General features: G+C 63.9%; 22 protein-coding genes. 16 read left to right on the plus strand and 6 right to left on the minus strand.

Going from position 1 to position 26,051, the window contains the following annotated elements:
- Positions 1 to 15: 15 nt before the first annotated feature.
- Both I6L36_RS22060 and I6L36_RS22065 read left to right on the plus strand, forming a co-directional pair.
- Positions 16 to 690 (plus strand): hypothetical protein, encoded by a 675-nt coding sequence (locus tag I6L36_RS22060; protein ID WP_254203447.1) that lies wholly within the window; start codon positions 16 to 18, stop codon positions 688 to 690.
- Complete coding sequence (locus tag I6L36_RS22065) at positions 647 to 1,174, plus strand: GGDEF domain-containing protein (RefSeq protein ID WP_254203448.1); 528 nt, start codon at positions 647 to 649, stop codon at positions 1,172 to 1,174. Before I6L36_RS22060 ends, I6L36_RS22065 begins: the two co-directional genes overlap by 44 nt.
- A 24-nt stretch (positions 1,175 to 1,198) precedes the next feature.
- On the opposite strand, the gene nadK is transcribed toward I6L36_RS22065, so the two are convergent.
- The gene (gene nadK, locus I6L36_RS19685; protein WP_010673644.1) at positions 1,199 to 2,083 is read right to left on the minus strand and encodes an NAD(+) kinase; all 885 of its coding nucleotides are present in this window, start codon (positions 2,081 to 2,083) and stop codon (positions 1,199 to 1,201) included.
- Positions 2,084 to 2,346: 263 nt separating this feature from the next.
- Here nadK and grpE point away from each other — a divergent pair, with 263 nt between their 5' ends.
- The 8 genes from grpE (at position 2,347) to I6L36_RS19725 (ending at position 13,266) form a co-directional block, all read left to right on the plus strand.
- Positions 2,347 to 2,922: a nucleotide exchange factor GrpE gene (gene grpE, locus I6L36_RS19690; RefSeq protein ID WP_216986814.1), complete on the plus strand. Its 576-nt coding sequence runs from the start codon at positions 2,347 to 2,349 to the stop codon at positions 2,920 to 2,922.
- Positions 2,923 to 3,205: 283 nt separating this feature from the next.
- Positions 3,206 to 5,134, plus strand: coding sequence for a molecular chaperone DnaK (gene dnaK / locus I6L36_RS19695; RefSeq protein ID WP_010673646.1), 1,929 nt, complete (start codon positions 3,206 to 3,208; stop codon positions 5,132 to 5,134).
- A gap of 269 nt (positions 5,135 to 5,403) precedes the next feature.
- The gene (gene dnaJ / locus I6L36_RS19700; protein ID WP_039039235.1) at positions 5,404 to 6,540 is read left to right on the plus strand and encodes a molecular chaperone DnaJ; all 1,137 of its coding nucleotides are present in this window, start codon (positions 5,404 to 5,406) and stop codon (positions 6,538 to 6,540) included.
- Positions 6,541 to 6,803: 263 nt separating this feature from the next.
- The gene (locus I6L36_RS19705; RefSeq protein ID WP_216986815.1) at positions 6,804 to 8,294 is read left to right on the plus strand and encodes a carbohydrate porin; all 1,491 of its coding nucleotides are present in this window, start codon (positions 6,804 to 6,806) and stop codon (positions 8,292 to 8,294) included.
- A 111-nt stretch (positions 8,295 to 8,405) separates the two neighbouring features.
- Positions 8,406 to 9,365, plus strand: coding sequence for an aminoimidazole riboside kinase (locus I6L36_RS19710; protein WP_216986816.1), 960 nt, complete (start codon positions 8,406 to 8,408; stop codon positions 9,363 to 9,365).
- Positions 9,366 to 9,448: 83 nt separating this feature from the next.
- Complete coding sequence (locus I6L36_RS19715; protein WP_041213249.1) at positions 9,449 to 10,813, plus strand: sucrose-specific PTS transporter subunit IIBC; 1,365 nt, start codon at positions 9,449 to 9,451, stop codon at positions 10,811 to 10,813.
- Positions 10,813 to 12,228 (plus strand): sucrose-6-phosphate hydrolase, encoded by a 1,416-nt coding sequence (locus tag I6L36_RS19720; RefSeq protein WP_216986817.1) that lies wholly within the window; start codon positions 10,813 to 10,815, stop codon positions 12,226 to 12,228. Before I6L36_RS19715 ends, I6L36_RS19720 begins: the two co-directional genes overlap by 1 nt.
- Before the next feature lie 27 nt (positions 12,229 to 12,255).
- The gene (locus I6L36_RS19725; RefSeq protein WP_104451701.1) at positions 12,256 to 13,266 is read left to right on the plus strand and encodes a substrate-binding domain-containing protein; all 1,011 of its coding nucleotides are present in this window, start codon (positions 12,256 to 12,258) and stop codon (positions 13,264 to 13,266) included.
- 78 nt (positions 13,267 to 13,344) lie between these two features.
- Here the strand turns inward: I6L36_RS19725 and I6L36_RS19730 are convergent, their stop codons facing one another.
- From I6L36_RS19730 to I6L36_RS19745, 4 genes are all read right to left on the minus strand, one after another.
- Entirely contained in the window at positions 13,345 to 14,073 is a 729-nt protein-coding gene (locus I6L36_RS19730; protein WP_041213246.1) for an MgtC/SapB family protein, read from the minus strand.
- A gap of 182 nt (positions 14,074 to 14,255) precedes the next feature.
- Complete coding sequence (locus I6L36_RS19735; protein ID WP_216986818.1) at positions 14,256 to 14,630, minus strand: hypothetical protein; 375 nt, start codon at positions 14,628 to 14,630, stop codon at positions 14,256 to 14,258.
- 371 nt (positions 14,631 to 15,001) lie between these two features.
- Positions 15,002 to 16,273 (minus strand): NAD(P)/FAD-dependent oxidoreductase, encoded by a 1,272-nt coding sequence (locus tag I6L36_RS19740; protein ID WP_216986819.1) that lies wholly within the window; start codon positions 16,271 to 16,273, stop codon positions 15,002 to 15,004.
- Positions 16,274 to 16,325: 52 nt separating this feature from the next.
- Entirely contained in the window at positions 16,326 to 16,511 is a 186-nt protein-coding gene (locus I6L36_RS19745) for a DUF2892 domain-containing protein (RefSeq protein ID WP_041213243.1), read from the minus strand.
- Between the two features lie 85 nt (positions 16,512 to 16,596).
- Between I6L36_RS19745 and I6L36_RS19750 the strand changes: the two genes are divergently transcribed.
- Genes I6L36_RS19750 through I6L36_RS19770 form a run of 5 tightly spaced genes read left to right on the plus strand, consistent with a single transcriptional unit; the run spans position 16,597 to position 21,991 of the window.
- The gene (locus I6L36_RS19750; RefSeq protein ID WP_041214807.1) at positions 16,597 to 16,911 is read left to right on the plus strand and encodes a metalloregulator ArsR/SmtB family transcription factor; all 315 of its coding nucleotides are present in this window, start codon (positions 16,597 to 16,599) and stop codon (positions 16,909 to 16,911) included.
- The gene (locus I6L36_RS19755; protein ID WP_042014235.1) at positions 16,908 to 17,321 is read left to right on the plus strand and encodes a YeeE/YedE family protein; all 414 of its coding nucleotides are present in this window, start codon (positions 16,908 to 16,910) and stop codon (positions 17,319 to 17,321) included. Before I6L36_RS19750 ends, I6L36_RS19755 begins: the two co-directional genes overlap by 4 nt.
- Positions 17,322 to 17,334: 13 nt before the next feature.
- Complete coding sequence (locus I6L36_RS19760) at positions 17,335 to 17,781, plus strand: YeeE/YedE family protein (protein ID WP_182957726.1); 447 nt, start codon at positions 17,335 to 17,337, stop codon at positions 17,779 to 17,781.
- A 39-nt stretch (positions 17,782 to 17,820) separates the two neighbouring features.
- Positions 17,821 to 18,840: an efflux RND transporter periplasmic adaptor subunit gene (locus I6L36_RS19765; RefSeq protein ID WP_216987148.1), complete on the plus strand. Its 1,020-nt coding sequence runs from the start codon at positions 17,821 to 17,823 to the stop codon at positions 18,838 to 18,840.
- On the plus strand, positions 18,833 to 21,991 hold the full coding sequence (locus tag I6L36_RS19770) for an efflux RND transporter permease subunit (protein ID WP_216986820.1): 3,159 nt from the start codon (positions 18,833 to 18,835) through the stop codon (positions 21,989 to 21,991). Before I6L36_RS19765 ends, I6L36_RS19770 begins: the two co-directional genes overlap by 8 nt.
- 33 nt (positions 21,992 to 22,024) lie before the next feature.
- Here the strand turns inward: I6L36_RS19770 and I6L36_RS19775 are convergent, their stop codons facing one another.
- Positions 22,025 to 24,403 (minus strand): diguanylate cyclase, encoded by a 2,379-nt coding sequence (locus I6L36_RS19775; protein WP_254203477.1) that lies wholly within the window; start codon positions 24,401 to 24,403, stop codon positions 22,025 to 22,027.
- 468 nt (positions 24,404 to 24,871) lie between these two features.
- Here I6L36_RS19775 and I6L36_RS19780 point away from each other — a divergent pair, with 468 nt between their 5' ends.
- On the plus strand, positions 24,872 to 25,885 hold the full coding sequence (locus I6L36_RS19780; RefSeq protein WP_216986822.1) for a lipoate--protein ligase: 1,014 nt from the start codon (positions 24,872 to 24,874) through the stop codon (positions 25,883 to 25,885).
- The last annotated feature ends 166 nt before the right edge of the window (positions 25,886 to 26,051 follow it).

Here is a 26,051-nt window from a genome sequence, read left to right on the forward strand (position 1 = left end):
CAAGGATGCGTCACGATGATCCATACCCCGACCCTGCTGCTGATCTCCCTGGCAATCAACCTGATGTCGGGGCTGATCATGCTGTTCATCCACTCCCTGAAGCCGGGTCGAGGCAACTTTCTGTACTGGTCCCTCTCCGCTTTTCTCTTCTCCCTCTCCATCCTGCTGCTCAGTCTGGGGGTATTGGGAGGGTATCCGGCGCTGGGCATCCGGGTCGGCGGCCTGGTCTCGCTCATGAGCATCCTGCTGTTGCTCGCCGGTTTTTGTGCGCTTTACGAGCGCGCATGGCATCCCCGTGCCGTGGGGGGAGGCGTGGCGGTGTTGCTGCTGCTCTATCTGGGACTGTCCAGCCTCGCCCCCGTGCGCATTGTGCTGGCTCTGATGGAGTCGATGTTGTACCTGTGGTGCGCCTGCTTCATCGTCTCTCTCGGCCGGCAACAGAAGCGGGTGCTCCATGTGGTGGCGCTCATTTACCTGCTGCATTTCACCATCCTGCTGAGTCAGGGGGGGGCTGCTCTTGCTGGGAGCCGAAGGGCGGATGGGAGACGGAGGCTGGCTCGATCTCATCTTCTTCATGCACATGGTGCTGACCATCGGCTCGGTGTTGCTGCTGCCTCTGGTGGCCTATGTGGAGACGGAGGAGGCATTGCTGGCGCTCTCGGAGCGGGATCCCCTCACCGGGGTGCTTAATCGGCGCGGTCTCTTCAGGCAGGGAGAGGGGGCTACGCCTGGCCAGACGCGCTGCGTGGTGGTCCTGGACATCGATCACTTCAAGCGGGTCAACGACCAGTTTGGTCACGGCTGCGGGGATGAGGTCATTCGCTATGTGGCCGGGGTGCTGGTGGCCGAGGTACGCAAGGATGATCTGGTGGGGCGCATCGGTGGCGAGGAGTTCGCCATCATCATGGGGGGCGTGAGCGGCCAGATGGCCCGCGACATCTGTGACCGGATCCGCCGCCAGATAGAGACGGGCTCCCGGCAGGGGGCCTGCCTGCCGTGCGAGGGGGTCACGGTGAGCATTGGGGTTGTGTGCGCCAGTGCCGAGGCTGACCTGGCACTGATGCTGACCAAAGCCGATGCTGCCATGTACCGGGTGAAGGAAGCGGGGCGAAACGGGGTGCATCTGGCATTCGAGCCGGCACTGCCTCGGCTGGTCGAAAGCAGCGAGGGGTAGACCCTCGCCACCGATGGTGCCTGGCTAGAAGAGTTTGCTGCCCCAACCGAGCTTGTTGCGCAGCACGTGGAAGTAGCTGTAATCCAGCGGATGCACCAGATGAAGCTTGTGGCTGCTCTTCTTGATGAGGATCTCGTCCCCCGGGTGGACCGCCAGGGTGACCTGGCCGTCGCAGCTCACCTGCATGGCGTCGTCCTGGTTGTCTGGCGAGACCAGCAGCCGCACTTCGCTGTCCGCATCCAGCACGATGGGGCGGCTGCTCAGGGTGTGCGGGAACATGGGCACCAGCGTGATGGCGTTGAGTTTGGGGGTGAGGATGGCGCCCCCTGCCGACAGGGAGTAGGCGGTGGAGCCGGTGGGTGTCGCCACTATGATGCCGTCCGAGCGCTGGCTGTACATGAAGCTGCCGTCGATGTAGACCTCGAATTCGATCATGTGGGCGATCTTGCCCGGGTGAAGCACCGCCTCGTTGACCGCGAGGTTGCTCGACTTGCGCTCCCCGTGGCGATAGACGGCGGCCTCCAGCAGGAAGCGATGCTCGCTCTTGAAGTGACCCGAGAGCACCTGCTCCAGGGGCAGCAGATAATCCTGGGGCGAGAGATCGGTCAGGAAGCCGAGGTTGCCCCGGTTCACCCCGATCACCGCCACATCGAACCGTGACAGCACCCGGGCGGCCCCCAGCATGTTGCCGTCACCGCCGACGACGATGGCGAGATCCGCCTGCTCGCCGAGCTGCACCAGATCCATCACGTTCTCCCCGAGCAGCCCCAGGGTATGGGCCACCCGGCTCTCCAGCAGCACACGAAAGCCGCGGCTGGTCAGGTACTGGTACAGGCCGGTCAGGGTCTGGTTGGCCCCCTCGTGATGGGGCTTGCCGATGAGGGCAACGGTTTTGAACGGAGAATCCATAGGTTATCGGGTCTGGGAGAGTCTTGGGGGGAGTATACCGCGCTTTGCCGGGGATTTGTCTGCCTCCGTGGTGGTTGGTGCAATCGGCCCCGAAAAGGGACTGCCTGGCACGCGGATGGGCGCCATTGTGCCCGATCTGCCCTTTTCCCCTTGAAAGCCGGGGCTGTGTCCCCATAATAGCGCCAACACAGGGTCTGCTGGCGCGTGTCGCTTGTCTGAACGCCAGCCACCCTCACACGCAACCCCTGAATATTGGAGATGTCATGAGCCACGAAGAACAAAAGGTTGAAGCGATGGAGCAAGTGGAAGCCCAGCCAGTCGAGCCGACCGATGTAGACAGTGAAGTGACAGCCGAGCAGGCCCGTATCGCCGAGCTGGAGGCCCAGCTGGAGACGGCCCAGCAGGCCTCCCTGGAAGAGCGCGAGCGCGCCATTCGCGCCGTCGCCGAGATGGAGAACCTGCGTCGCCGTGCCGCTCAGGACGTGGAGAAAGCCCACAAGTTTGCACTGGAGAAGTTCGCCGCAGAGCTCTTGCCGGTGCTGGACAACCTGGAGCGCGCCATCGAGCTGGCGGACAAGGAGAACGACACCCTCAAGCCGATGATTGAAGGGGTCGAGCTGACCCTGAAATCCATGCAGAGCGGCGTGGCCAAGTTTGGCCTGGTGGCGCTGGACCCGACCAACCAGCCGTTCGACCCCAATGCCCACCAGGCCATGAGCATGGTGCCCAGTGCCGACGTGGCGCCGAACACCGTGATCGCCGTGATGCAGAAGGGCTACGAGCTCAACGGCCGCGTCATCCGCCCGGCCATGGTGATGGTCTCCAAGTCCGCTGACTGATCGCGCTGTTCTCACCAAGCCCGCCGCTTGGCGGGCTTTTTGTTGGATGTGGCGCCAAAAGACGTGTCTGGCGTCATTTGGCTGTCAGGTGGCCTGTATGCAGGTTTTTTCAGGGCCGGACTTGAAGCGCCGACTTGAGACCCCATATAGGTTGCAAGGCCACGGCGGCACAAAAAATTTGATGCCGGGAGCTTGAAAGCCACAGTGGCAGGCCCCACCTAGCCGTTAACGTATCAAGGCGAGCCCCTCGCCAGTTTATTCAAAGTATTTGGAGATTCGTCAAATGGGTAAAATCATCGGTATTGACCTGGGTACTACCAACTCCTGCGTCGCTATTCTGGATGGCGACCATGCTCGCGTGATCGAGAACGCGGAAGGCGACCGTACTACTCCGTCCATCATTGCCTATGCCGATGACGGCGAAATCCTGGTTGGTCAGCCGGCCAAGCGCCAAGCCATCACCAACCCGAAGAACACGCTGTTCGCCATCAAGCGTCTGATCGGCCGTCGTTTCGAAGATGACGAAGTACAACGTGACCTGAAAATCATGCCGTACGCCATCGCCAAGGCCGACAACGGTGACGCCTGGGTTGAAGTGAAAGGCAAGAAAATGGCACCGCCGCAGATCTCTGCCGAAGTGCTGAAAAAGATGAAGAAGACCGCCGAGGACTACCTGGGCGAGCCGGTGACCGAAGCCGTCATCACCGTACCGGCCTACTTCAACGACGCTCAGCGTCAGGCCACCAAGGATGCCGGTCGTATCGCCGGTCTGGATGTAAAACGCATCATCAACGAACCGACTGCAGCTGCTTTCGCCTACGGCGTCAACAAGGTCAAGGGCGAGCGCAAGGTTGCCGTATATGACTTAGGGGGCGGTACCTTCGATATCTCCATCATCGAGATCGACGAAGTCGAAGGGGAAACCACCTTCGAAGTGCTGGCGACCAACGGTAACACCCACCTGGGTGGTGAAGACTTCGACAACCGCGTCATCAACTACCTGGTTGACGAGTTCAAGCGCGAGCAGGGCATCGATCTGCGCAACGACCAGCTGGCCTTGCAGCGTCTGAAAGATGCCGCCGAAAAAGCCAAGATCGAGCTCTCTTCTGCCCAGCAGACCGACGTGAACCTGCCGTACATCACAGCAGATGCCACCGGTCCGAAGCACATGAACATCAAGGTGACCCGCGCCAAGCTGGAATCCCTGGTGGAAGACATGGTGAAAGACTCCCTGGAGCCGGTTCGTGTCGCCCTGAAAGACTCCGGTCTGGCGGTTGGCGAGATCGACGACGTCATCCTGGTGGGCGGTCAGACCCGTATGCCGCTGGTTCAGAAGACCGTGGCCGACTTCTTCGGCAAAGAGCCGCGCAAAGACGTCAACCCGGACGAAGCCGTGGCCATGGGTGCTGCCATCCAGGGTGCCGTACTGTCCGGTGACAAGACCGACGTATTGCTGCTGGACGTAACTCCGCTCTCCCTGGGGATCGAAACCATGGGCAGCGTGATGACCGCGCTCATCGAGAAGAACACCACCATTCCGACCAAGAAGTCCCAGGTGTTCTCCACCGCCGAAGACAACCAGTCTGCCGTGACCATTCACGTGCTGCAGGGTGAGCGCAAGCGCGCCAGCGACAACAAGTCCCTGGGCCAGTTCAACCTGGAAGGCATCCGTCCGGCACCGCGCGGTCTGCCGCAGATCGAAGTGACCTTCGACATCGACGCCAACGGCATCCTGCACGTCTCCGCGAAAGACAAGGAGACCAACAAGGAGCAGAAGATCACCATCCAGGCCTCTTCCGGTCTGTCTGATGACGAGATCGAACGCATGGTACGCGAAGCCGAAGCCAACGCGGCCGAGGACAAGAAGTTCGAAGAGCTGGTGCAGGCCCGCAACCAGGCTGACGGTCTGGTCCACTCCGTGCGCAAGCAGGTCACCGAAGCCGGTGAAGCTCTGCCTGCCGACGAGAAGACCAAGATCGAGACTGCCCTGAGCGAGCTGGAATCCGCCATCAAGGGTGACGACAAGGCTGCCATCGAAGCCAAGCAGCAAGCGCTGCTGGAAGCGTCCCAGAAGCTGATGGAAATTGCTCAGCAGCAGGCTCAGGCGCAAGGCGCCGCCGGTGCTGACGCCGGTCAGTCCTCCTCTTCTGCCAAGGCTGACGACGACGTGGTCGACGCCGAGTTCGAAGAAGTGAAAGACGACAAGAAGTAAGCCCGACCCGGATGGGCGAAGTCCGCTTCGCCCATCGGCTCAGAATCTGTTCACGGTCTATCGCGAGAGGCCGTCAGCAAGGTAAAGAGCAGCGCAAGAACCGGAGTCTATGTGAATACATGAGCACTCTTGGTTACAAACAAGCGAGCTGCACATGAGCCTTGATCACGGCTTCGTAGTAAGAGTGTGAGCAGATTCGTCAATGAATTTACGGGCGTTGGGTAACCAACGCCCGTCTGCGTAACTGCTGATATAGCAACAGGATGAGTATGTCGAAGCGCGATTTCTACGAAGTGCTCGGGGTGTCGAAAGGTGCCGACGAGCGCGAGATCAAGAAGGCGTACAAGCGTCTGGCCATGAAGTATCACCCGGATCGCAACCAGGGTGATGCCGGGGCTGAAGAGAAGTTCAAAGAGGTCAAGGAAGCCTACGAGGTCCTGACCGACGAGAACCTGCGTGCCCGTTATGACCAGTACGGTCATGCCGGGGTGGATCCGAGCCAGGGTGGCGGCCACGGCGGCTTTGGCGGTGGTGCCGATTTCGGCGATATCTTCGGCGACGTGTTTGGCGACATCTTCGGTGGTCGCGGGGGCGGTCGTCGCGGCCCGGCCCGTGGCTCCGATCTGCGCTACAACATGGAGCTGACGCTGGAAGAGGCGGTGCGCGGGGTCTCCAAGGAGATCAAGATCCCGACCCAGGTCCACTGCGAAGTGTGCAACGGCTCCGGTGCCCATACCGGAAGCCAGGCCCAGACCTGCCCCACCTGCCACGGCTCCGGCCAGGTGCAGATGCGCCAGGGCTTCTTCGCGGTACAGCAGCCCTGCCCCCACTGTCACGGTCGCGGCAAGATCATCAAGGATCCGTGCCGCAAGTGCCATGGGGAAGGGCGCTACCAGAAGACCAAGACCCTGTCGGTCAAGATCCCGGCCGGGGTCGATACCGGGGATCGCATCCGTCTCTCCGGCGAAGGGGAAGCGGGGGAAACCGGCGCATCGGCGGGGGATCTGTACGTACAGGTTCACGTGCGCGAGCACGAGATCTTCGTCCGTGACGGCAACGACCTCTACTGCGAAGTGCCCATCAGCTTCACCACGGCGGCGCTCGGCGGCGAGATTGAAGTGCCGACCCTGGATGGTCGGGTCAAGCTCAAGGTGACCCCGGAGACCCAGACCGGCAAGCTGTTCCGCCTGCGGGGCAAGGGCGTCAAGTCCGTGCGCTCCGGCCAGGTGGGGGATCTGATGTGCAAGGTGGTGATCGAGACTCCGGTCAAGCTGACCGAGACCCAGAAAGATCTGCTGCGCCAGCTGGACGACTCCTTCAGCGGCGCCGCTGCCAAGACCCACAAGCCGAAATCCGAAGGCTTCTTCGAAGGGGTGAAACGCTTCTTCGACGACCTGACCAAATAAACGCGACCCGCGTTACCCAAGCCGGCACGGATGTGCCGGCTTTTTTTGCCCGCCATCTGGCCTGGATCCCCCCTTATTGAGTGGATCCCGATGAGGGATCCTCCTCACAACTTCCGCCAATTCCCCCTGTACAAATGTTATCCCGCTCACACTCCTGCTGAAACGGTTTAGCTGACATATTGAGTCAGCTAAAGCGGTTTAGCTATCCTCGGCTCGTCAACAACAACAGAGCCCGGACGGGCGACAGAAGACAGGTGAGGACGATGACGATGTTCAAGAGCAAGTTGGCGCTGGCCGTGGCGCTGGGATTGGGAATGAGCAGCCCGCTGTGGGCGGCGGATGGCGGTATCGAAGCCAGGCTGGCGGCGCTGGAGGCGCGGGTGCATGCGGCCGAGGCGCGCGCCACCGCTGCCGAAGCGCGGGCCGATGAGGCCCAGAGCAAGGCAAACGAAGCCCGCGAGACCGCCGCCGTGGCCAAGGCCCAGAGCGAGAAGGTGGACAAGCAGACTGCCGGTGCCCAGGGCTTCGAGTTCCACGGCTATGCCCGCTCGGGCCTGCTGGTGAACGGCAACGGCAATGGTGGCCGCGGCGGCCCCTACATCACCCCGGCCGGCTCGGTGGGCGGCGCCGTGGGTCGCCTTGGCAACGAGGATGACACCTACATGGAGGCCAACCTGCTGAAGACCCAGACCTTCGACGATGGCAGCTGGGCCCGCTACAAGCTGATGCTGGCGGACGGAGTGGAGACCAGCAACGACTGGACCGCCAGCGATTCCAGCCTCAACACCCGCCAGGTGTTTGCCGAGCTCGGCGATCTGGCGAGCTTCAGCGGTCCTTTCCAGCACTCGGTGCTCTGGGCGGGCAAGCGCTTTGACCGGGACAACTTCGACATCCACTGGCTCGACTCGGACGTGGTCTTCCTGGCCGGCACCGGCGGCGGCGTCTACGACGTGCAGCTGGCCGACAGCTGGAAGGCGAACTTCTCCCTCTACGGGCGCGACTACGGCGACATCAGCGCGAGCGGTCTCTCCGACATCGAGAGCTACATCCTCACCATGAACAACCGCGTTGGCAACTGGCAGTGGATGCTGAACGGCCTCTCCGCCAAGGACAACGAGGCGCGCATCAATGACGGCGGCGCGGGCAGCGAGGCAGCCGACAAGGGGGCCCACACCCTGGTGGCCTACCACGCCGACAGCTTCTTTGGCATCAACCCCGGTTTCTCCAAGGCGGCGGTGCTGTATGGCCACGGTCTGGGTGCCGAGCTCAAGGGGCTGGGCTCCGACAGCGAGCTGCTGCCGGATGCCGATGCGGTGCGGGTCGCCGTGTTTGGTGCCACCGATCTTGCCCCGCGCTGGCGTGTCGCCCCGGCCCTGCTGGCCGAGCACAGCCAGGATCGTTACGTGAAGGGGGACGAGTACCGCTGGGTGACCCTCAATGGCCGCCTGGCCCAGGTGCTGAGCCAGAACGTCGAGCTGGTCTACGAGGCGACCTGGCAGTACATGGACCTCGATCCCAAGGGCTACAAGGGTCGTCAGGCGGTGAGCGGCGATTTCACCAAGCTCACCTTCGCGCCGACCTTCAAGGCGCAAACCGCCGGCTTCTTCGAGCGGCCCGAGCTTCGGGTGTTCGCCACCTGGATGGACTGGTCCTCCGAGCTCGACAACTACGCCAGCTCCGATGCCATGGGCCAGAGCAACTTCACCGCCGGGGGCGAGTGGAACTTTGGCGTGCAGATGGAAACCTGGTTCTAGTTCGTTATCCCGATCACAAAAATGGCAGGCGGCCCCGGGATCTGTTGGTTAGCTAAAACGGTTTAGCTGATAATGCGGACCCAGAATCCGGGGCTGACCCCGGCAAATCCTGTGCAGCAGTGGAGTAGCAACAAGGTGACGAATCGTGTGTGGGTAATGGGGGATGCGGTAGTGGACTTGATCCCGGAAGGGGAGCAGCACTACCTCAAGTGTCCGGGTGGCGCACCGGCCAACGTGGCGGTGGGCGTTGCCCGGCTCGGCGGGGAGTCGGCCTTCATTGGCCGGGTCGGCGCGGATCCCTTCGGCCGCTTCATGGGGGAGACTCTGGCCAGGGAGGGGGTCGACATTCGCCATCTGATCCAGGATCCGGCCCATCGCACCAGCACGGTACTGGTGGATCTCGATGAGGCGGGGGAGCGCAGCTTCACCTTCATGGTGCGCCCGAGCGCCGATCAGTTCCTGAGCCACGCCGATCTGCCGGTCTTCCAGGCCGGGCAGTGGCTGCTGACCTGCTCCATTGCGCTCGCCAACGAGCCGGTGCGCAGCAGTTGTCTGCAAGCCATGGCGACCATCCGTGCCGTCGGGGGGCGGGTCTGCTTCGACCCCAACCTGAGGCAAGAGGTGTGGGGCAACCCTGCCGAGATGCTGCCCGTGGTGCGCGAGGCCATGGCCCTCGCCGACGTGGTCAAGCTCTCGGTGGAGGAGCTGCAACTGCTGAGCGGTCTGGACGATCTGGCGGCGGGGCTTGCCACTCTTTCAGGCCCGGCACTGGTGCTGGTGACCCGGGGGGCGGGGGGCGTGGTGGCCCGTCTGGGTGGCGAGTTGCTGGAGTGGGTGGGGCCCAAAGTGACGCCACTCGATACCACGGGGGCGGGGGATGCCTTCGTCGCCGGACTGTTGGCGGCCTTGGCCGAACGGACCTCGCTGCCGACGCAGGCCGAGCTGCCCGCCATCCTGGCCCAGGCCCACGGCTGCGGGGCGCTCGCCACCACCGCCAAGGGAGCGATGACGGCACTGCCCACCCGCACCCGGCTGGATGAATTTTTGCGATCAGGCGCAGACGGCTGTTGATCTGCGGCTAGAAGCCCGGCTCGACAGCCCCTACTCTCATGTGACAAGGGCCCGCCAGCGTGGCGGGTCATAAGAGGAAGAATATGAATATCAGTGCGATAGCCCAGGATCTGGTGCCCCTGCTCGGGGGCAAGGAGAACATCGTCAGCGCCGCCCACTGCGCCACCCGGCTGCGGCTGGTGCTGGCGGACGACAGCAAGGTGAACAAGGCCGCCATCGACAAGCTGGAGGGGGTCAAGGGGTGCTTCAGCAACGCCGGCCAGATCCAGGTCATTTTCGGCACCGGCCTGGTCAACAAGGTCTATGCGGAGTTCGTCACCCTGACCGGGACCGGCACCGCCAGCAAGGCGGAGCTGACCGACATGGCGACGGCCAAGCTCAACGTGGCCCAGCGTCTGGCGCGGACCCTCTCCAACATCTTTGTGCCCATCATTCCGGCCATCGTCGCCTCCGGCCTGCTGATGGGGCTGCTCGGCATGGTGCGCACCTACGGCTGGGTCAACGCCGACAGCGCCCTGTTCGTCATGCTCGACATGTTCAGCTCGGCAGCCTTCATCATCCTGCCGATCCTCATCGGTTTTACGGCGGCGCGCGAATTCGGCGGCAACCCCTATCTGGGGGCGACGCTCGGCGGCATTCTCACCCACCCAGCTCTGACCAACGCCTGGGGCGTGGCCGGTGGCTTCAAGACCATGGATTTCTTCGGCCTGGATGTCGCCATGATCGGCTACCAGGGCACCGTCTTCCCGGTGCTCCTGGCGGTCTGGTTCATGTCCCACCTGGAGAAGCAGCTGCGCAAGCGCATCCCTGACGCCCTGGATCTCATCCTCACCCCGTTTTTGACCGTCATCATCACCGGCTTCGTGGCGCTGCTCTTCATCGGCCCCGCCGGGCGGGTGCTGGGGGATGGCATCTCGTTCGGTCTGAGCGCCCTCTATGAGCAGGCAGGCTGGCTGGCGGGTCTGGTGTTTGGCGGCACCTATTCGCTCATCGTCATCACCGGCATCCACCACAGCTTCCACGCCATCGAGGCGGGCCTGCTGGCCAACCCGGCCATCGGCGTCAACTTCCTGCTCCCCATCTGGGCCATGGCCAACGTGGCGCAGGGCGGGGCTTGTCTCGCGGTCTACTTCAAGACCCGTGACGTGAAGATCAAGGCCATTACCGTGCCGGCGGCCATGTCCTGCCTGCTCGGCATCACGGAGGCGGCCATCTTCGGGGTCAACCTGCGCTACATCAAGCCCTTCCTGGCCGGTCTGTTCGGCGGGGCCTGCGGCGGCGCCTACGTGGTGGCGGCCAAGGTCGGCATGACGGCGGTGGGCCTGACCGGCATCCCGGGCATGGCCATCGTCCAGCCCATGAGTCTCATCCACTACGTCATCGGTCTGGTGATCGCCTTTGGCGCCGCTTTCGTCGCCTCCTACCTGCTCAAGTACAAGGTGGAGTGATGAAGGAAAGCCATCTCCTGAACCAGGTTGTCCGGTCCCTGCTGGCCGGACAGCTCAAGGCGGCGGCCGATCCCCATCGGCCCCGCTGGCATCTGGCAGCCCCGGTGGGGCTGCTCAACGATCCCAACGGCTTCATCGAGCACGACGGGCGCTACCATCTTTTCTACCAGTGGAACCCGCTCGGTTGCGAGCACCGCAACAAGGGCTGGGGGCATGTCACCTCCACCGATCTGCTGCACTGGCAGCACGAGCCGGTGGCGCTGCTGCCCACCGAGGCCTATGAGAGCCACGGCTGCTATTCGGGCTCGGCGGTGAGCGACGAGCAGGGGCGTCTGACCCTCATCTATACCGGCAACGTCAAATACCCGGACGGCAGCCGCACCGCCTACCAGTGTCTGGCCCGTGCCGACGGTGAGGGGGGCTTCGAGAAGCTGGGACCCGTGCTGGACCTGCCCGCAGGCTACAGCGGCCATGTGCGCGACCCCAAGGTGTGGCACGACGGTCGGCAGTGGCTGATGGTGCTGGGGGCCCGCACCCTGGACGATCGGGGTGAGGTGCTGCTCTATCACGGTGACACCCTGAATGCCTGGACGCTGATGGGCCCCATCGCCGGCAGCGGGCGCGGCGGTCTCGGGGAGTTTGGCTATATGTGGGAGTGCCCGGACCTCTTCCCCCTGGGAGATCGCCATGTGCTGATCAGCTGCCCGCAGGGGATTGCCCCGCAGGGAGAGGATTATCGCAACCTCTACCAGTGCGGCTGGCTGGCGGGTGATTTCGACGGCGAGCGGTTCGAGCACGGGGCCTTCCATGAGCTGGACCGGGGCTTCGAGTTCTATGCGCCGCAGACCACTCAGGACAGCCAGGGGCGGCGCCTGCTGTTTGGCTGGCTGGGCTTGCCGGAGGAGAACGAGATGAGCCAGCCCACTCTCGAGCACGGCTGGATCCACCAGATGAGCTGCCCGCGGGAGCTGTTCTGGCAGGATGAGTGGCTCTGCCAGCGGCCGGTGGCAGAGCTGGGCGCCCTGAAAGGGGAGCAGACCCGCTTCGAGGGGGCGCCGGGCGAGCTGCCACGCCTGGCCATCGACTCGGCCTGGCTGGATCTGGCCCTGACCGGCGAGGGGAGCCTTTGGTTTGGCGCCGTGGTCGAGCTGGTGTGGCAGCCGGGGCGTCTTGTCCTGCGGCGCCAGAACTGGCAGAGCGGGGAGTGGGAGGCGCGAAGCGCCCCCTGGCTTGGGGGCAAGATCACCGTCTTGTGTGACCGCTCCAGCCTGGAGTGCTTCGTCGATGGCGGGCGCCAGAGCTTGTCGACCCGCTACTTCCCCGGTGAAAACCCAGTACTTTCCGCACGTTGCGGTGGTGATGGCAGCAAAATTTGCCTCGATCACTGGCTGCTGGCAGCCTGCCTAGTACAATAGCCCGGTATCAGTTTGCCGGGAGGTCAGGTGGAGAAGAAGAAACGGATCACGATTGCCCAAATAGCCACGCTCGCAGGGGTCTCCAAGGCCACCGCCAGCCTGGTGCTCAACGGCAAGAGTGCGGAGTACCGCATCGCCGACGACACCCGCAAGCGGATCCAGGCGGTGGCGGACGAGTGCCACTATCAGCCGAGCATCCATGCCCGCTCCCTGCGGGAGGTGCGCAGCTACACCTGGGGGCTGGTGATCCCCGACCTCACCAACTTCGGCTTTGCCAGCATCGCCCGTGCCCTGGAGGCCCGCTGTCGGGAGGCGGGGATCCAGCTGCTCATCGCCTGCTCCGAGGATGATCCCACCCTGGAGCAGCGGGTGGTGGACAACCTCATCAGCCGCCAGGTGGACGGCCTCATCGTCGCCTCCAGCGGCCACAGTGACGACATCTATGCCCGCATCCACGACCGCTTGCCGGTGGTGCAGCTCGACCGCCACATCGGTGAGTCGCGCCTGCCCATGGTGATCTCGGACGCCTGCAAGGCTACCGCCGAGCTGGTGCAGGATATGGCCGAGGATTGCGGGGAGGAGATCTACTACTTCGGCGGTCTGCTGGATCTCTCCCCCAGCCGCCACCGGCTGGCGGGTTACGAGCTCGGATTGCACCGGGCCGGGCTGGAGGCCACTTCAGACCGGGTCCGCCACCGTGACTACCAGCCGAGCTCGGGCTATCAGCTGATGTCTGAGCTGGTGGACGAACTCGGGGCACCGCCGAAGGGGCTTTTTACCGCCTCTTTCACCCTGCTGGAGGGGGTGCTGCGCTACCTCAACGAGGCGGGACTGATGGAGACCGGCATGCGCCTGTGTACCTTCGACGATCACGATCTGCTCGACTGCATCCCCATGCGCATCGATTCCGTGGCCCAGGATTGCCCGGCCCTGGCCCGGGCCGCCTTCGAGATGATGCAGCAACTCATCGCGGGCAATCCCCCAGCCCAGACCGCCCAGGTCATCAACCCCAGGGTGCGCTGGCGCAGCCGCCGCTAGGCACACGGCTTCCCTTTCCTGTGAAAAAGCCCCGCCGGATCCGGCGGGGCTTTTTGTGCTGCGTCTGGTATGAGGGCGTCAATCGGTGATGCTGGCCCGCCAGAAGATCTGCTTGATGTGAGGGTGCTCCCCGAGCGTGTTCATCAGGGCATCGAGCTTGGTGCCATCGATGGCGGTGGCGAGCAGCGCCGCCGAGATCTCGAGATCCTGATCGCCGAATGGGGTGATGTCGAGCTCGCTCAGGGGGTAGTGGGCCTGTTCCAGCATCTGCTCGAGCCAGGGCAGTACCTCCTTCTGGTGAGCGCGGCCGATGAGAGCGGTCACGTGATAGGTCACTTCGGTGTCCATGTTGTCCACCGGGTCACGGTTTATCTGGTTGACCAGGGGGCGCAGCAGGGTGTTGGCGGCCAGCACGAAGAGGGCGCCGAGGATGGCCTCCAGAGCGAACCCGGCGCCGCAGGCGGCCCCGACCGCGGCCACGCCCCACAGGGTGGCCGCTGTGTTGATGCCCCGGATGTTGCCGGATTCCCGCATGATGACGCCGGCGCCGAGAAAACCGATGCCGGAGACGATGTAGGCCACCACGTGGACGACCCCGTAACTGCCGCCATGCAGGTCATAGATGCGCTGGGCCAGGTTGACGAACAGGGCCGCCCCCACGGCGACCAGCACGTTGGTGCGAAGGCCGGCGGTGCGCTGGCGGTACTGGCGCTCCAGGCCGACCAGGCTGCCCAGCACGAAGGCGAGCAGCAGGCTGGCCAGGGTGTCGAGCAGGGCGAGAAAATCGAGTTGTTGCCACATTCTCATGAAGGGTCTCCTTCTGGGGATGCCGACCAGCCTTCACCCCCGGGTTGCGTGAGAGACGGGGGGCAAGGTCGACATCGTGGTGAATGCAAGGGCGCGACCCGCCTCCTGACGGGGCGGGATGGCGCAGAACAGGGTACAGGCCCTTCACGGTTGCCCGGGAAGGACTTCGCCTCGTCCGAGGGTCAATGCCTGGTGGTGTCGTCCCCGGCGCGGGGGCGCAGTTCCCAGCGTACCGGGTGGACAGCCCCGACCTGGTGGATGAACTGCACCAGATAGCGGCGCTGAGGCGGCGTGCAGTAGAGGCTCAGCACCAGCACGCGGCCTTCACCGCGCCCGGGCTTCATGGACTGCAGGGGACTGAGTCCGGCCGGTTGCAGGGTGTGGCTCACCGCCGCCAGCACCTGCTCCATGTCGGCTCTGTCTTCGCAGCGGATGTGCAGCCGATAGAGGTGCTGACGCCGTCTGCCACGTTGCCAGAGTGGTCGCAGGCCCCGTCCCAGTCTGCTCAGCAGGGAAGGGGATTTGTCAGCGACAGGGTTGTTTGAAATCAAGCGCATAGCAGCCTCCTTTTGGGAAGCAGAAACTATGCAGGCAAGGTGTCGGGGGATGAGTCCGTGTCACCTGACGTCAAGTGTGAAAAGCGGGGAAAAGAGGGATCCACTTCTCGCAGGGTGGCGAGTCGCGGCAGAGAATAACCTGCGGCTAGCTCGCGACCAAGGTGCCGACGACGAGGGTCGGCGTGCGTCTGTCACTTGATGAGTTGCCCACCGATGGTCTCCGCTAGTGATAAAGAGGCGACATGGTAGCCGATACGGCGGCCTGGGTAAACCCCGAGCCCTTGATAGCAACATATTGAAACATAATAAAAAAGAGATGAAAGCACCGGTGAAGGGAGCCCTCTTCCCTTCACCGTCGGGCCCTTGGGGGGTTACCGGGTCTTGTCGATGCCCAGGTATTTGAGCATCAGTTTTTCATAGATGGGTTCGGTGTCGCCCACTTGCATCTTGTGCAGGAAATACTTCTCGAACGCTATCTTGGCCAGGTGGACCCACTTCCCTTTCTTGAACCAGGCGACGTTGCGCGGCGGGATCTGCGGCATGGCCACGAAGGCGGCCCCTGTGTCCCCCATGTCCGCCAGACAGATGGCATTCCACACCGCCCGGGTGACCGGGGGCTGGCCGTCCAGCTCCGCCTTGATGTTGTGGCTTAAGGTACGCACCATGGCCTCGATCATGTAGCCGGTCTTGGGCACCCCGGTCGGTACCGGCGTCTTGTGCTGGGGCGGGATGGCGATGCAGACCCCGGCGGCGTAAATCTGCGGGAAGACAGGGTTGCGCTGGTGTTCGTCGACGATGACGAACCCGCGGGGATTGACCAGCCCCTCGAGGCCCCGCAGGGGGCTGATGCCGGCGAAGGCGGGCAGCATCATGGCATGCTTGTAGGGGAGGCTGTGGGTGCGCTTGACGTTGCCATCTTCATCCAGCTCCTCCACCGTCATCACCCCATCCCTGGCTGCCACGGTGCGGGCATTGCAGATCCATTGCATGTCGCGCATGCGCAGCTCGCTCTCCAGCATGCCCTTGGAATCCCCCACGCCGTTGAGGCCGAGGTGACCGATGTAGGGTTCGCTGGTGACGAAGGTCATGGGCACGTCCTTTCTCACCTTCTTGTCGCGCAGGTGACGATCGAGGATGAAGGCGTATTCGTAGGCCGGGCCGAAGCAGGAGGCGCCGGGCATGGCACCGACGATCACCGGACCCGGTTCGTCGAGCAGCCCGTTGACACTGTGCAGGCACTCCTCTGCGTGGGAGAGGGTGCAGACGTTGGCGGTGCCGCCCGCCGTCGGGCCTGCTCCCTGCACCTCTTCAAAGGCGAGTGCGGGGCCGGTGCAGAGCACCAGAAAGTCGTAGTGCAGGTGCTGGCCATCGGAGAGGCGGATCTGCTGTTCGAGGGGTTGCAACCCGGTCAGGGCGGCGTGGATGAAGCGGATCCCCTTCTTCTTCACATGAGGCTCTATGGGGAGGGAGATATCCTTGCGCTCTCGCCACCGGACCGCAATCCACGGGTTCGAAGGGTTGAATTCAAAGTCGGGTTTGTCGTTCACCAGGATGACGTCGTGCTGCTTGCCGAGTTCGGCCTTGAGCTCGTAGGCGGCCGACATGCCCCCCAACCCTGCCCCGATGATGATGATGGTTGCCATAATGAGCCTCCGCTCTATTACACGGCTCCTGTGAGCCAATATGTCCGCCTGCCTATTTGAGCCCCATTCGCCTGAGCACGGCGGCGGCGGGACAGACCCCGGTGAACGCGCTCTGGATCAGGTTGACCCCGACAAAGACGCTCAACCAGACAAAGCCCGGGTGGACCCAGGCCGTGAGCAGCAGCGACAGCAGCAACATGCCACCTGCGACCACTCTGACTCCGTTATCGACGGTCATTTCTCGTCTCCTTTTGTTTAGTGATTGCTAATTTAGAGTTGTTTTATACAATGGGACAAATATCAGCAATTGCTAATTTAATCTTATGAGCCACTTCGACGAGATGAACCGACATGCGACAGCCGCCGCCGGCCTGCTCAAGGCGCTGGCTCATCCCGAACGCCTGATGGTGCTCTGCCAGCTGGTGGAAGGGGAGAAGGGGGTCGGGGAGCTGCTGGCCCACAGCCAGCTCGGGCAGTCGGCCTTCTCCCAGCAACTGTCGGTATTGAAGCGCCAGGGCCTTGTCCGCTCGCGCAAAGTCTCCCAGCAGATCTACTACTCCCTGGTGAGCGAGGCGGCGGCCGATGTGCTGGCGGCGCTGCAAACCCATTTTTGTCACTCAGATGAGGAAATTCGATGATGGAAAGCCAATGGCTGCTCTCGTTGGGGGGCGGCATGCTGGCGGGGCTCTCGGCCCTGATCCTGATGTTGTTCAACGGCCGGGTGGCCGGGATCAGCGGCATTCTGGCCGGTGCAATGCAGTACAAGACCCCCTGGCGGGTGCTGTTTCTGCTGGGATTGGGACTGGGGGCCTGGCTGGCGCTGACCCTGGGTTGGGCCACCATGCCCGCTTTTGATGCCTTGCCCGGCTGGCCCGTGGTGCTGCTGGCCGGCCTGCTGGTGGGCATCGGCACCCGCCTTGGCAATGGCTGCACCAGCGGTCACGGCATCTGCGGCATGGGGCGGCTGTCGACGCGCTCCGTGGTGGCGACGCTCACCTTTATGGGGATGGGCGTGGTGACCGTGTTCTTTACTCACCACATGTTTTGACGGGTTGATTGCCATGAAATTGCTGACGAGTGTGTTTGCGGGTCTGTTGTTCGGGCTGGGAATGGCCCTCTCCGGGATGATGGATCCGGCGCGGGTCACCGGGTTTCTCGATCTGGCCGGTGCCTGGGATCCCAGCCTGGCCTTCGTGATGGGGGGGGCCCTGGCTGTCTTCATGCCGGGCTACTTCCTGCTGGTGAAGCCCCGTCGTCTGAGCCTGCTGGGGGAACCCATGGCCCGGGTTCCCGCTCCCGTACTGGATCGCCACCTGATTGGCGGGGCCGCACTGTTCGGGATCGGTTGGGGCCTGGTGGGCATCTGTCCTGGGCCTGCTCTGAGTCTCATTTCCAGCGGGCAGCCCATGATAATGTTGTTCATCGGGGCCATGGCGGCCGGGATCCTGCTGGTGGACAAGGTCTGGAACAGGGTGCTGGAGAAGGCTCGCCAGCACCGTATTGCCTGAGTTTTCAAGGTGCCAATGAGCCAGGGAAGGAGAATCATGATGAACACAATCCGGTTGCTGGTGACCACCCTGCTGGTCATGACATCCACCCTGGTGGCGGCCGAGGAGGTCAAGGGGCCGCTGACGCTGACCCCGCAGCGCGTCACCGACTGGCTCACCCTGAGCGGTACCGTGAGCGCCATTCATCAGGGGACGGTCGCGGCCCAGACCAGTGGCCGCGTCTCCCGCATGCTGGTGGATGTGAACGACGAGGTACAGGCCGGGCAGCCCCTGCTCGAGATAAGCGGCAAGGAGCAGTCTGCCGCCGTGACCGGCGCCGAGGCGCGGGTGGCCAGGGCCCAGGCCCAGCAGGTGGAGGCCGAGCGCCAGCTCACCCGTTATCAGGCCCTCATCGCCAAGGGGGTGATCACCCGGGCCCAGCTCGACAACGCCCAGGCAACGGGTCGGGCCGCCCGCGCCGAGGTCAATGCCGCCGAGGCCGCCCTCATCCAGGCCCGGGAAGCCTACGGCTATACCCGTATCCTCGCCCCCTACGCCGGGGTGGTGACCAGGCGGCTGGTGGAGCTGGGGGAGACGGTGGCCCCCGGTACGCCGCTGCTATCCGGTTTCTCCCTTGGCGAGCTGAGGGTGGAGCTGGAGCTGCCCCAGTCCGCGCTGGCTCTCGCCGGCCAGCCGTCGGATGTGCAGGTGCTGCTGCCCGGTGGCAAGGCCGTGACTCCCGTCAAGCTGACCCGCTTCAACTACGCCGACAGCCAGAGCCACAGTTTCCGGCTGCGCCTCGATCTGCCGCCGAACACGGCAGGGGTGCTGCCCGGCATGTGGCTCAAGGTGCAGCTCAAACAGGGTGAGCGTCAGGTGTTGCAAGTGCCGGAGCCCGCCCTGCTGCGGCAGGGGGAGTTCAACGGCGTCTACCTCAAAGAGGGGGAGGGATGGGCCCTGACCCCGGTGCGGGTCGGCCACTGCGAGGCTGGGCTGTGCGAGGTCCTGGCGGGTCTCAAGGGCGGTGACACCCTGGCCCACGATGCCTGGACCCGTCAACAGGAGGTGCCCCATGAGTAGCGATCTGAATGGCAGCCATGGCCGCCTGGGGCCGGCGGGTCGGCTGGCGGCCCTGTTTCAGGGCTCGGCCATCACCCCGTTGCTGGCGCTGGTGGGGCTCTTGCTCGGCCTCTTTGCCGTGCTGGTGACCCCCAAGGAGGAGGAGCCCCAGATCGATGTCACCTTCGCAGACGTCTACATTCCCTTCCCGGGTGCCAGCCCGGCAGAGGTGGAATCCCTCGTCACCACCCCTGCCGAGCAGGTGGTCTCCCAGATAAAGGGGATAGATACCCTCTACTCCTTATCCCAACCCGATGGTGCCCTGCTGGTGGTGGTGTTCAAGGTGGGCGTGAGCCGGGAGCAGGCCATCGTGGATCTCAACAACCAGCTCGACTCCAACCGCGACTGGTTGCCACAGGGGATCGGAGTCGGTCAGCCACTGGTAAAACCCCGGGGGATCGATGATGTTCCCATCGTCAGTCTGACCCTCTGGAGCAAGCAGCTGGGGGCCCCCGATCTGACCCGGGCCGCCCACGAGCTGGAGACCGAACTCAAGCGCATTCCCGGTACCCGGGACATCTACAGCCTGGGGGGCCAGCGCGCCGTGCTGCGGGTGATGCCGGACCCGGCGGCCCTCAGCGCCCATGGCATCAGCTGGGGCGAGCTGAGCCAGCGACTTGCGGCCGCCAACCGGGTGGGCAGCGAGCAGGCCGTGGTGCAGGATAACCGGGAAATCAAGGTGCAGGTGGGGCAGTTCCTGCAAAGCGAGCAGGAGGCCCGGGAGCTGGTGGTGGGGTTGCAGGGCGACAAGCCCGTCTATCTCGGTGAGGTGGCCCGGGTGGCGCTTGGGGAAGAGACCCCGGTCCAGCGCAGCTGGATGGGGCAGGGGCAAGCCAGCTACCCGGCGGTGACCCTGGCCATCGGCAAGCAGCCGGGGCAGAACGCGGTGGAGGTGGCCAAGCGGGTGGAAGAACGGGTCGAGAGCCTCAAGAATCGACTCATCCCGGCTGGCGTCGAGGTGACGGTGACCCGTGACTACGGCGTCACCGCCGAGACCAAATCCAACACCCTCATCGGCAAGCTCATTTTTGCCACCACGGCGGTGGTGCTGCTGGTGCTGGTGAGCATGGGTTGGCGCGAGGCGCTGGTGGTGGGGGTTGCCATCGTCATCACCCTGGCGCTGACCCTCTTTGCCAGCTGGGCTTGGGGCTTTACCCTCAACCGGGTGTCCCTCTTTGCCCTTATCTTCTCCATCGGCATCCTGGTGGATGACGCCATCGTCGTGGTGGAGAACATCCACCGTCATCGCGGTTTGGGCAAGGGGTCCCTCAAGGATCTCATTCCGGGCGCGGTGGACGAGGTGGGGGGGCCGACCATTCTGGCGACCCTGACCGTCATCGCGGCCCTGCTGCCCATGGCCTTCGTCAGCGGCCTGATGGGCCCCTACATGAGCCCCATCCCCATCAATGCCAGCATGGGGATGCTTATCTCCCTGCTGGTGGCCTTCATCTTCTCCCCCTGGTTGGCCAATCACCTGCTCAAGCGCGAGGGGCATGTCGCCCACGGGGAGGCCAAGGCCGGGCTCTTTCACCGGCTGATGACCCCCTTTCTGATGGGGACGGGTGCCAAAAGAGCGAGACACAAGCTTTGGCTGGTCATTCTGCTGCTGGTGGCGGGGGCGGCCGCCATGCCCGTGGTGCAGTGGGTGGTGCTCAAGATGCTCCCCTTTGACAACAAGTCGGAATTCCAGCTGGTGCTCGACATGCCGGAGGGGGCGACCCTGGAGCAGACCGAGCGCACCCTGCTGGCGGTGGGTCGGGAGCTCGCCAGGGTGCCCGAGGTGAAGGATTACCAGATCTACGCCGGCACCGCCGCCCCCATCAACTTCAACGGGCTGGTGCGCCACTACTTCATCCGCAGCGGCGCCAACGTGGGGGACATCCAGGTCAATCTGGTGGACAAGCATGAACGGGATCGCAGCAGTCACGAGATTGCCCGGTCGGTGCGTGCGCCCTTGCAGGCCATCGCCAGTGCGGCAGGGGGCAACCTCAAGGTGGTGGAGGTGCCCCCGGGACCGCCTGTCTGGTCGCCCATTGTCGCGGAAGTGTATGGCCCGACGCAGGCCGCCCGTGAAGCCGCTGCCCGCGTCGTAGAGGCCCGCTTTGTGGCCACGGCGGATCTGGTGGACGTGGACATCTATCTGGCCGACCCCCAGCCCAAGTGGCGGCTGGTGGTGGATCGCGCCCAGGCGGCCCTGCTCGGGGTCGTTCTCGGGGATCTGGTGGCGACCCTCAACGGGGGCGTGGGTTATCAGGATGCCAGCTGGCTGCAAGGGCAAGGCGCCAAGTATCCGGTGCCGATCCGCATCGAGCTCGCCCCCGGTGACAAGCGGGATCTGACCGGCATCCTGGCTCTCAAGGTGCGCAGCCAGAGCGGCCAGCTGGTGCGGGTCTCCGAGCTGGTGAGCCGTCGTGACGAGGTCGCCCCCAGCTACCTCATGCACAAGAACATGCAGCCCATGGTGATGGTGGTGGCTGACATGGGCGGCCATGCCGACAGCCCGCTCTACGGCATGTTTGCCGCCGGTGCCGACATCTCGCTGCCACAGTATTACGTGCATCAGCCCGACAAGCTGGGGGAGGTGGCGCTGTTGTGGGACGGGGAGTGGAAGATAACCTACGAGACCTTCCGCGACATGGGGCTGGCCTACGGGGTGGGGATGATCCTCATCTACCTGCTGGTGGTGGCCCAGTTCCGCTCCTATCTGGTGCCGCTCATCATCATGGCCCCCATTCCGCTCACCCTCATCGGGGTGATGCCGGGTCACGCCCTGCTGGGGGCCCAGTTCACCGCCACCTCGATGATCGGGATGATCGCCCTGGCCGGGATCATCGTGCGCAACAGCATCCTGCTGGTGGATTTCATCGAGCAGCAGCGGGCGAGTGGCATGGCGTTCGAGCAGGCGGTGATCGAGGCGGCGCAGGTGCGAGCCAAACCCATCATGCTGACGGCGCTGGCGGCCATGATAGGGGCGCTTTTCATCCTGGATGACCCCATCTTCAACGGGCTGGCCATCAGCCTGATTTTCGGGATCCTGGTCTCCACCTTGCTCACCCTGATGGTGATCCCGCTGCTCTACTACAGCCTGCTCGTTCGCCGAAGTCAGAGGTAAACACAGGGGGCACGTGCCCCCTGTTTTCTGGCATCACACCGCCTCGCGGGCATCGCAGGTTTTCATCAGGGGGAAATAACGGCGATCCGCCTGGCTCATGTGACCCACGACCAGCTCCTGGATGATGAAGTTGAGCAGGGCGTCGTTGCCAAGGGTGCCCGCCTGTGCGGCCGCCATCAGCTGACCGGCTTTTTTCAGCAGATGCTGGTGCTCCTGGCGATGGGCCGCCAGCTCCTCATAGCCATATTGCGCGAGGACTTGCTCTTCGAGGAGGAAGTGCTGGCGCGCCATCTCGAATATCTGCGCCATGTCTGCCAGCAAGGCATCCGGATGGATGCCGGGATCCTGCATGTGCTCGAGCAAGCGGTTGGCCAGCAGGTAGAGCTGGCGGTGGTCCGCATCGATGCGGGGGTGGCCGCATGCGTGGGCGGGCTGCCATTGCAGGGTGCCGGGGAGGGGATCCTGCCCGGTGGAAAACAGGCAGACCCTGCCCCGGCCATGGTGCTTGGCTTGATACATGGCCTGATCGGCGTGGTGCATCAGGGTCTTGGGGTCGGTGCCGTGATCCGGATAGAGGGCGACCCCTATGCTGCCGGAGATGCGCAGCGCCTGCTGCTCAAGCTGGAAGGGGTGATGCAGGCAGTGGTGCAGCTTGTCGGCGACCGCGAGGGCCGAGGCATCCGTATCGGGCAGCATGATGACGAATTCGTCCCCCCCAAGGCGTGCCACCAGATCTTCTTCCCTGACGCACTCCCCCATGCGCTCGGCCACCAGCTTGAGCAGCAGGTCGCCGGTTTCGTGGCCGAAGGTGTCATTGATGGGCTTGAAGTGGTCGAGATCGATGAAGACCAGGGCCAGGGGCTGCTGGGGAGCCTGCTCCAGGGTCTCCTTGAGCCGCTGTTGCAGCAGGCGGCGGTTGGCCAGGCCGGTGAGGGGGTCATAGAAGGCGAGGCGGCGCATCATCTCCTCCCGGGCCGAACGTTCGGTGACATCCCGGGTCACCCCCAAAATGGCATCGGGTCTTGTGCTGGCGCTGCCATGCAAGGTAGTGACCGTCTCGATGGCCACCAGATGACCCTGCTTGTGGCGCAGCTGGGAGTGGATGACGCACCGGGTCTGCCCATGATCCCCCCGTTGCCAGGCCTCGAGGGAGGCGGTGATGCCGTCGCGAAGCTGTTTCCAGGACTCATCGGGGAGCAGCTGGCGCAGGGAGAGGGCAAAGAGTTCGGCGGGCTCATAGCCGCTCAGGGACGCGATGGCGGGGCTGATGTAACGAAAACGCAGGCTGTCGGTGTCCATGGTCCAGATCACGTCGCCGCTGTTCTCCGCCACGAAACGGTAGTGCTGCTCGCGCTGGGCCAGTTCCCGGGTGAGCCGCTGTCGGTCACTGGCCTCTTCCCGCAGACGCAGATAGAGGTGCAGGAAGACGCCGAGCAGGGAGAAGGAGATCAGCATGGCGATGGCCACGCTCCTGTCGAGCAGTTGGCGCTGCTGGCGAAGGCTCGCCTGGGTACTGTTGTAGAGGAAGGGGGTGAGGTTGGGCACCGCCTTGATCATCCCGGCCTCCTGGTAGGTGCGGGCGATCTGCTGCCAGCGATCCTGCTGCATGTAGCCGGGCTCGATGATGTCGGGCTGCATCAGGGCCCGGGTTTCACGGGCCTCGAAGGCGAGCGCCTCGCGCCCGGCCCCGCTGGGGTAGTGCTCCAGGATCAGGTTGATCATCTCCTCGGGATGATCCATGGCATAGCGCCACCCCTTGAGGCTGGCCTGCAAGAAGCGCTGGACCCGCTCCTGCTGGTTGAAGACTTCATTTTCCGAGGTGAAGAGGTTGTCTCCGTAGAAGTCGTACCCGACGTCGCGGGGACTGAACACCCGGTAGGGAATGCCCTGTTGCTGCAGGGTGAAGGGCTCGGTTGTGCTGTAGGCGCTGATGGCGTCCGCCTGGCCCCTCAGCAGTGCCTGTACCCCCCGCTCGTAGGGCAGGGTATCCCACTGCCGGCTGCGGGTGTAGCGATGCAGGTAGGTGAGCAGCTCGTTGGAGCCGGGTTCGAGCATCAGCCGCTTGTTGGCCAGATCGCCCGGAGTCTGGATATCCGGCCGCTCCAGGGTGATGAGCATCAGGGGGGAGTGCTGCAACATGGCGGCGAGCACCACCACAGGGCGGCCTGCTGCCCGGGCCAGCAGCAGATCGCTGCCGCGGATGCCGAACTGGGCACGACCCGTGGTGACTTCATTGATGACGTCGGTGCCCGGCCCCGCCTCCCGCAGGGTGACCTGCAGGCCGACCTCCTGGTAGAACCCCTTGGCGATGGCGGCGTAGTAACCGGCAAACTGGAACTGGTGCTGCCAGGGAAGTTGCAGGATGACGCGCTCATCCGCCCTGAGGGGAGCCGTGGTCAGGGTGGCAATCATCACCCAGAAGGGCAGAAGCCAGCGTACAGGCTGGCGAGATGCATCGGACTCCGTCATACCGCTGTTCTCTCGGGAGGTGCTCTTCTGGCTAGAGTCAAACAATTTCCTGTTATTCGCAAGGGGAGCAAGCCCCAATAAGATGGGGCGCGGGAGGCATTAAAAGTCATTTTTGTGTCATTCATCACGTCAATGGGCGTCACGGCTCATTTTGAAACCTTGTTGACTCGTCACCGGCCCGGTGAAAAGGGCATTAGGTGTCATTCCAGGAGGGATGGCTGCCGCCTATCTTCTCACCTGTTAATGATAAACTGCGTGTTTTCGGCAATTCCCTCTTATCTTCTCCTGTCGTATCAGAAGTTGATGCTCTTGTCCGTATCGGGTGTCGACCTGTGGCGGTCGGGGGACGCCTTCCTTCGTTCAGGGTGGTATGGTAGTCATCCGTTTCCTGTTTCCCGAGAAGGTCCTGTCATGTCTTCCTTGCGCCTGCTACTCTCCGACTCCCACGATCCCCTGTTCAACCTCGCGGTGGAGGAGTGCATCTTTCGCCAGATGGACCCGGCCCAGCGGGTGCTGTTCCTGTGGCGCAACGACAATACGGTGGTGATAGGCCGGGCCCAGAACCCCTGGAAGGAGTGCAACACCCGCCGCATGGAAGAGGACGGGGTGACCCTGGCCCGGCGCAGCAGCGGGGGCGGCGCCGTGTTCCACGACCTTGGCAACAGCTGTTTCACTTTCATGGCGGGCAAGCCCGGCTATGACAAGAGCGTCTCCACCACCATCGTCATTGATGCCCTCGCCAGGCTCGGTGTGAGTGCTTTTGCCTCCGGGCGCAACGACCTGCTGGTGGCGACCCCGGACGGGGATCGCAAGGTGTCGGGTTCGGCCTACCGGGAGACCCATGATCGCGGCTTTCACCACGGTACCCTGCTGCTGGACGCTGACCTCGGCCGCCTCGCCCACTACCTCAATCCCGACCCCAAGAAGCTGGCGGCCAAGGGTATCAGCTCGGTGAGAAGCCGGGTGGCGAACCTTGGCGAGCTGTTGCCTGGCCTGGGTCATGAGCAGGTGGTGCAGGCCCTGTGCGACGCCTTCTTTGCCCATCACGGTGAGGTGGTGCAGCCCGAGCACATCTCCCCTGAGCAGATGCCCGATCTGCCGGGCTTTGCCGAGACCTTCGCCCGCCAACGCAGCTGGGAGTGGAACTTCGGCCATGCTCCCGCCTTCAGCCACCTGCTGGAGGAGCGCTTCCCCTGGGGCGGGGTCGAGCTTCATTTCGACGTGGAGAAGGGGGTGATAGGACGGGCACAGATCTTCAGTGACATCCTGGACCCTGCGCCCCTGGATGACCTGGCCGCACGCCTGCCCGGGGTGGCCTATCGTCCCGACGCCATCGACGAGTTGCTGCGTCAGTGGCGGGCGACGTTTTCGGCCAACTCCGAGCTGGAAGGGTTTTCGGCATGGCTGCTGACCGCCCTGCGCTGACCTTGCCCATGACCAGGATCACAAGATGAACAGGGGAAAAGAGGGGAGAGGGGGCGCGGCGCCCATCAGGGCGCCAACATGACAAAAAGTAGGGCAGACCATTAGTTATTGTCTCTGTTGATAGAGGTGTCACTGGAGTATAAAAACCGCACCTCAGCAGTATCAA

The sequence above is a fragment of the Aeromonas sp. FDAARGOS 1406 genome (assembly GCF_019048565.1).
GTDB classification, from domain to species: domain Bacteria; phylum Pseudomonadota; class Gammaproteobacteria; order Enterobacterales; family Aeromonadaceae; genus Aeromonas; species Aeromonas caviae.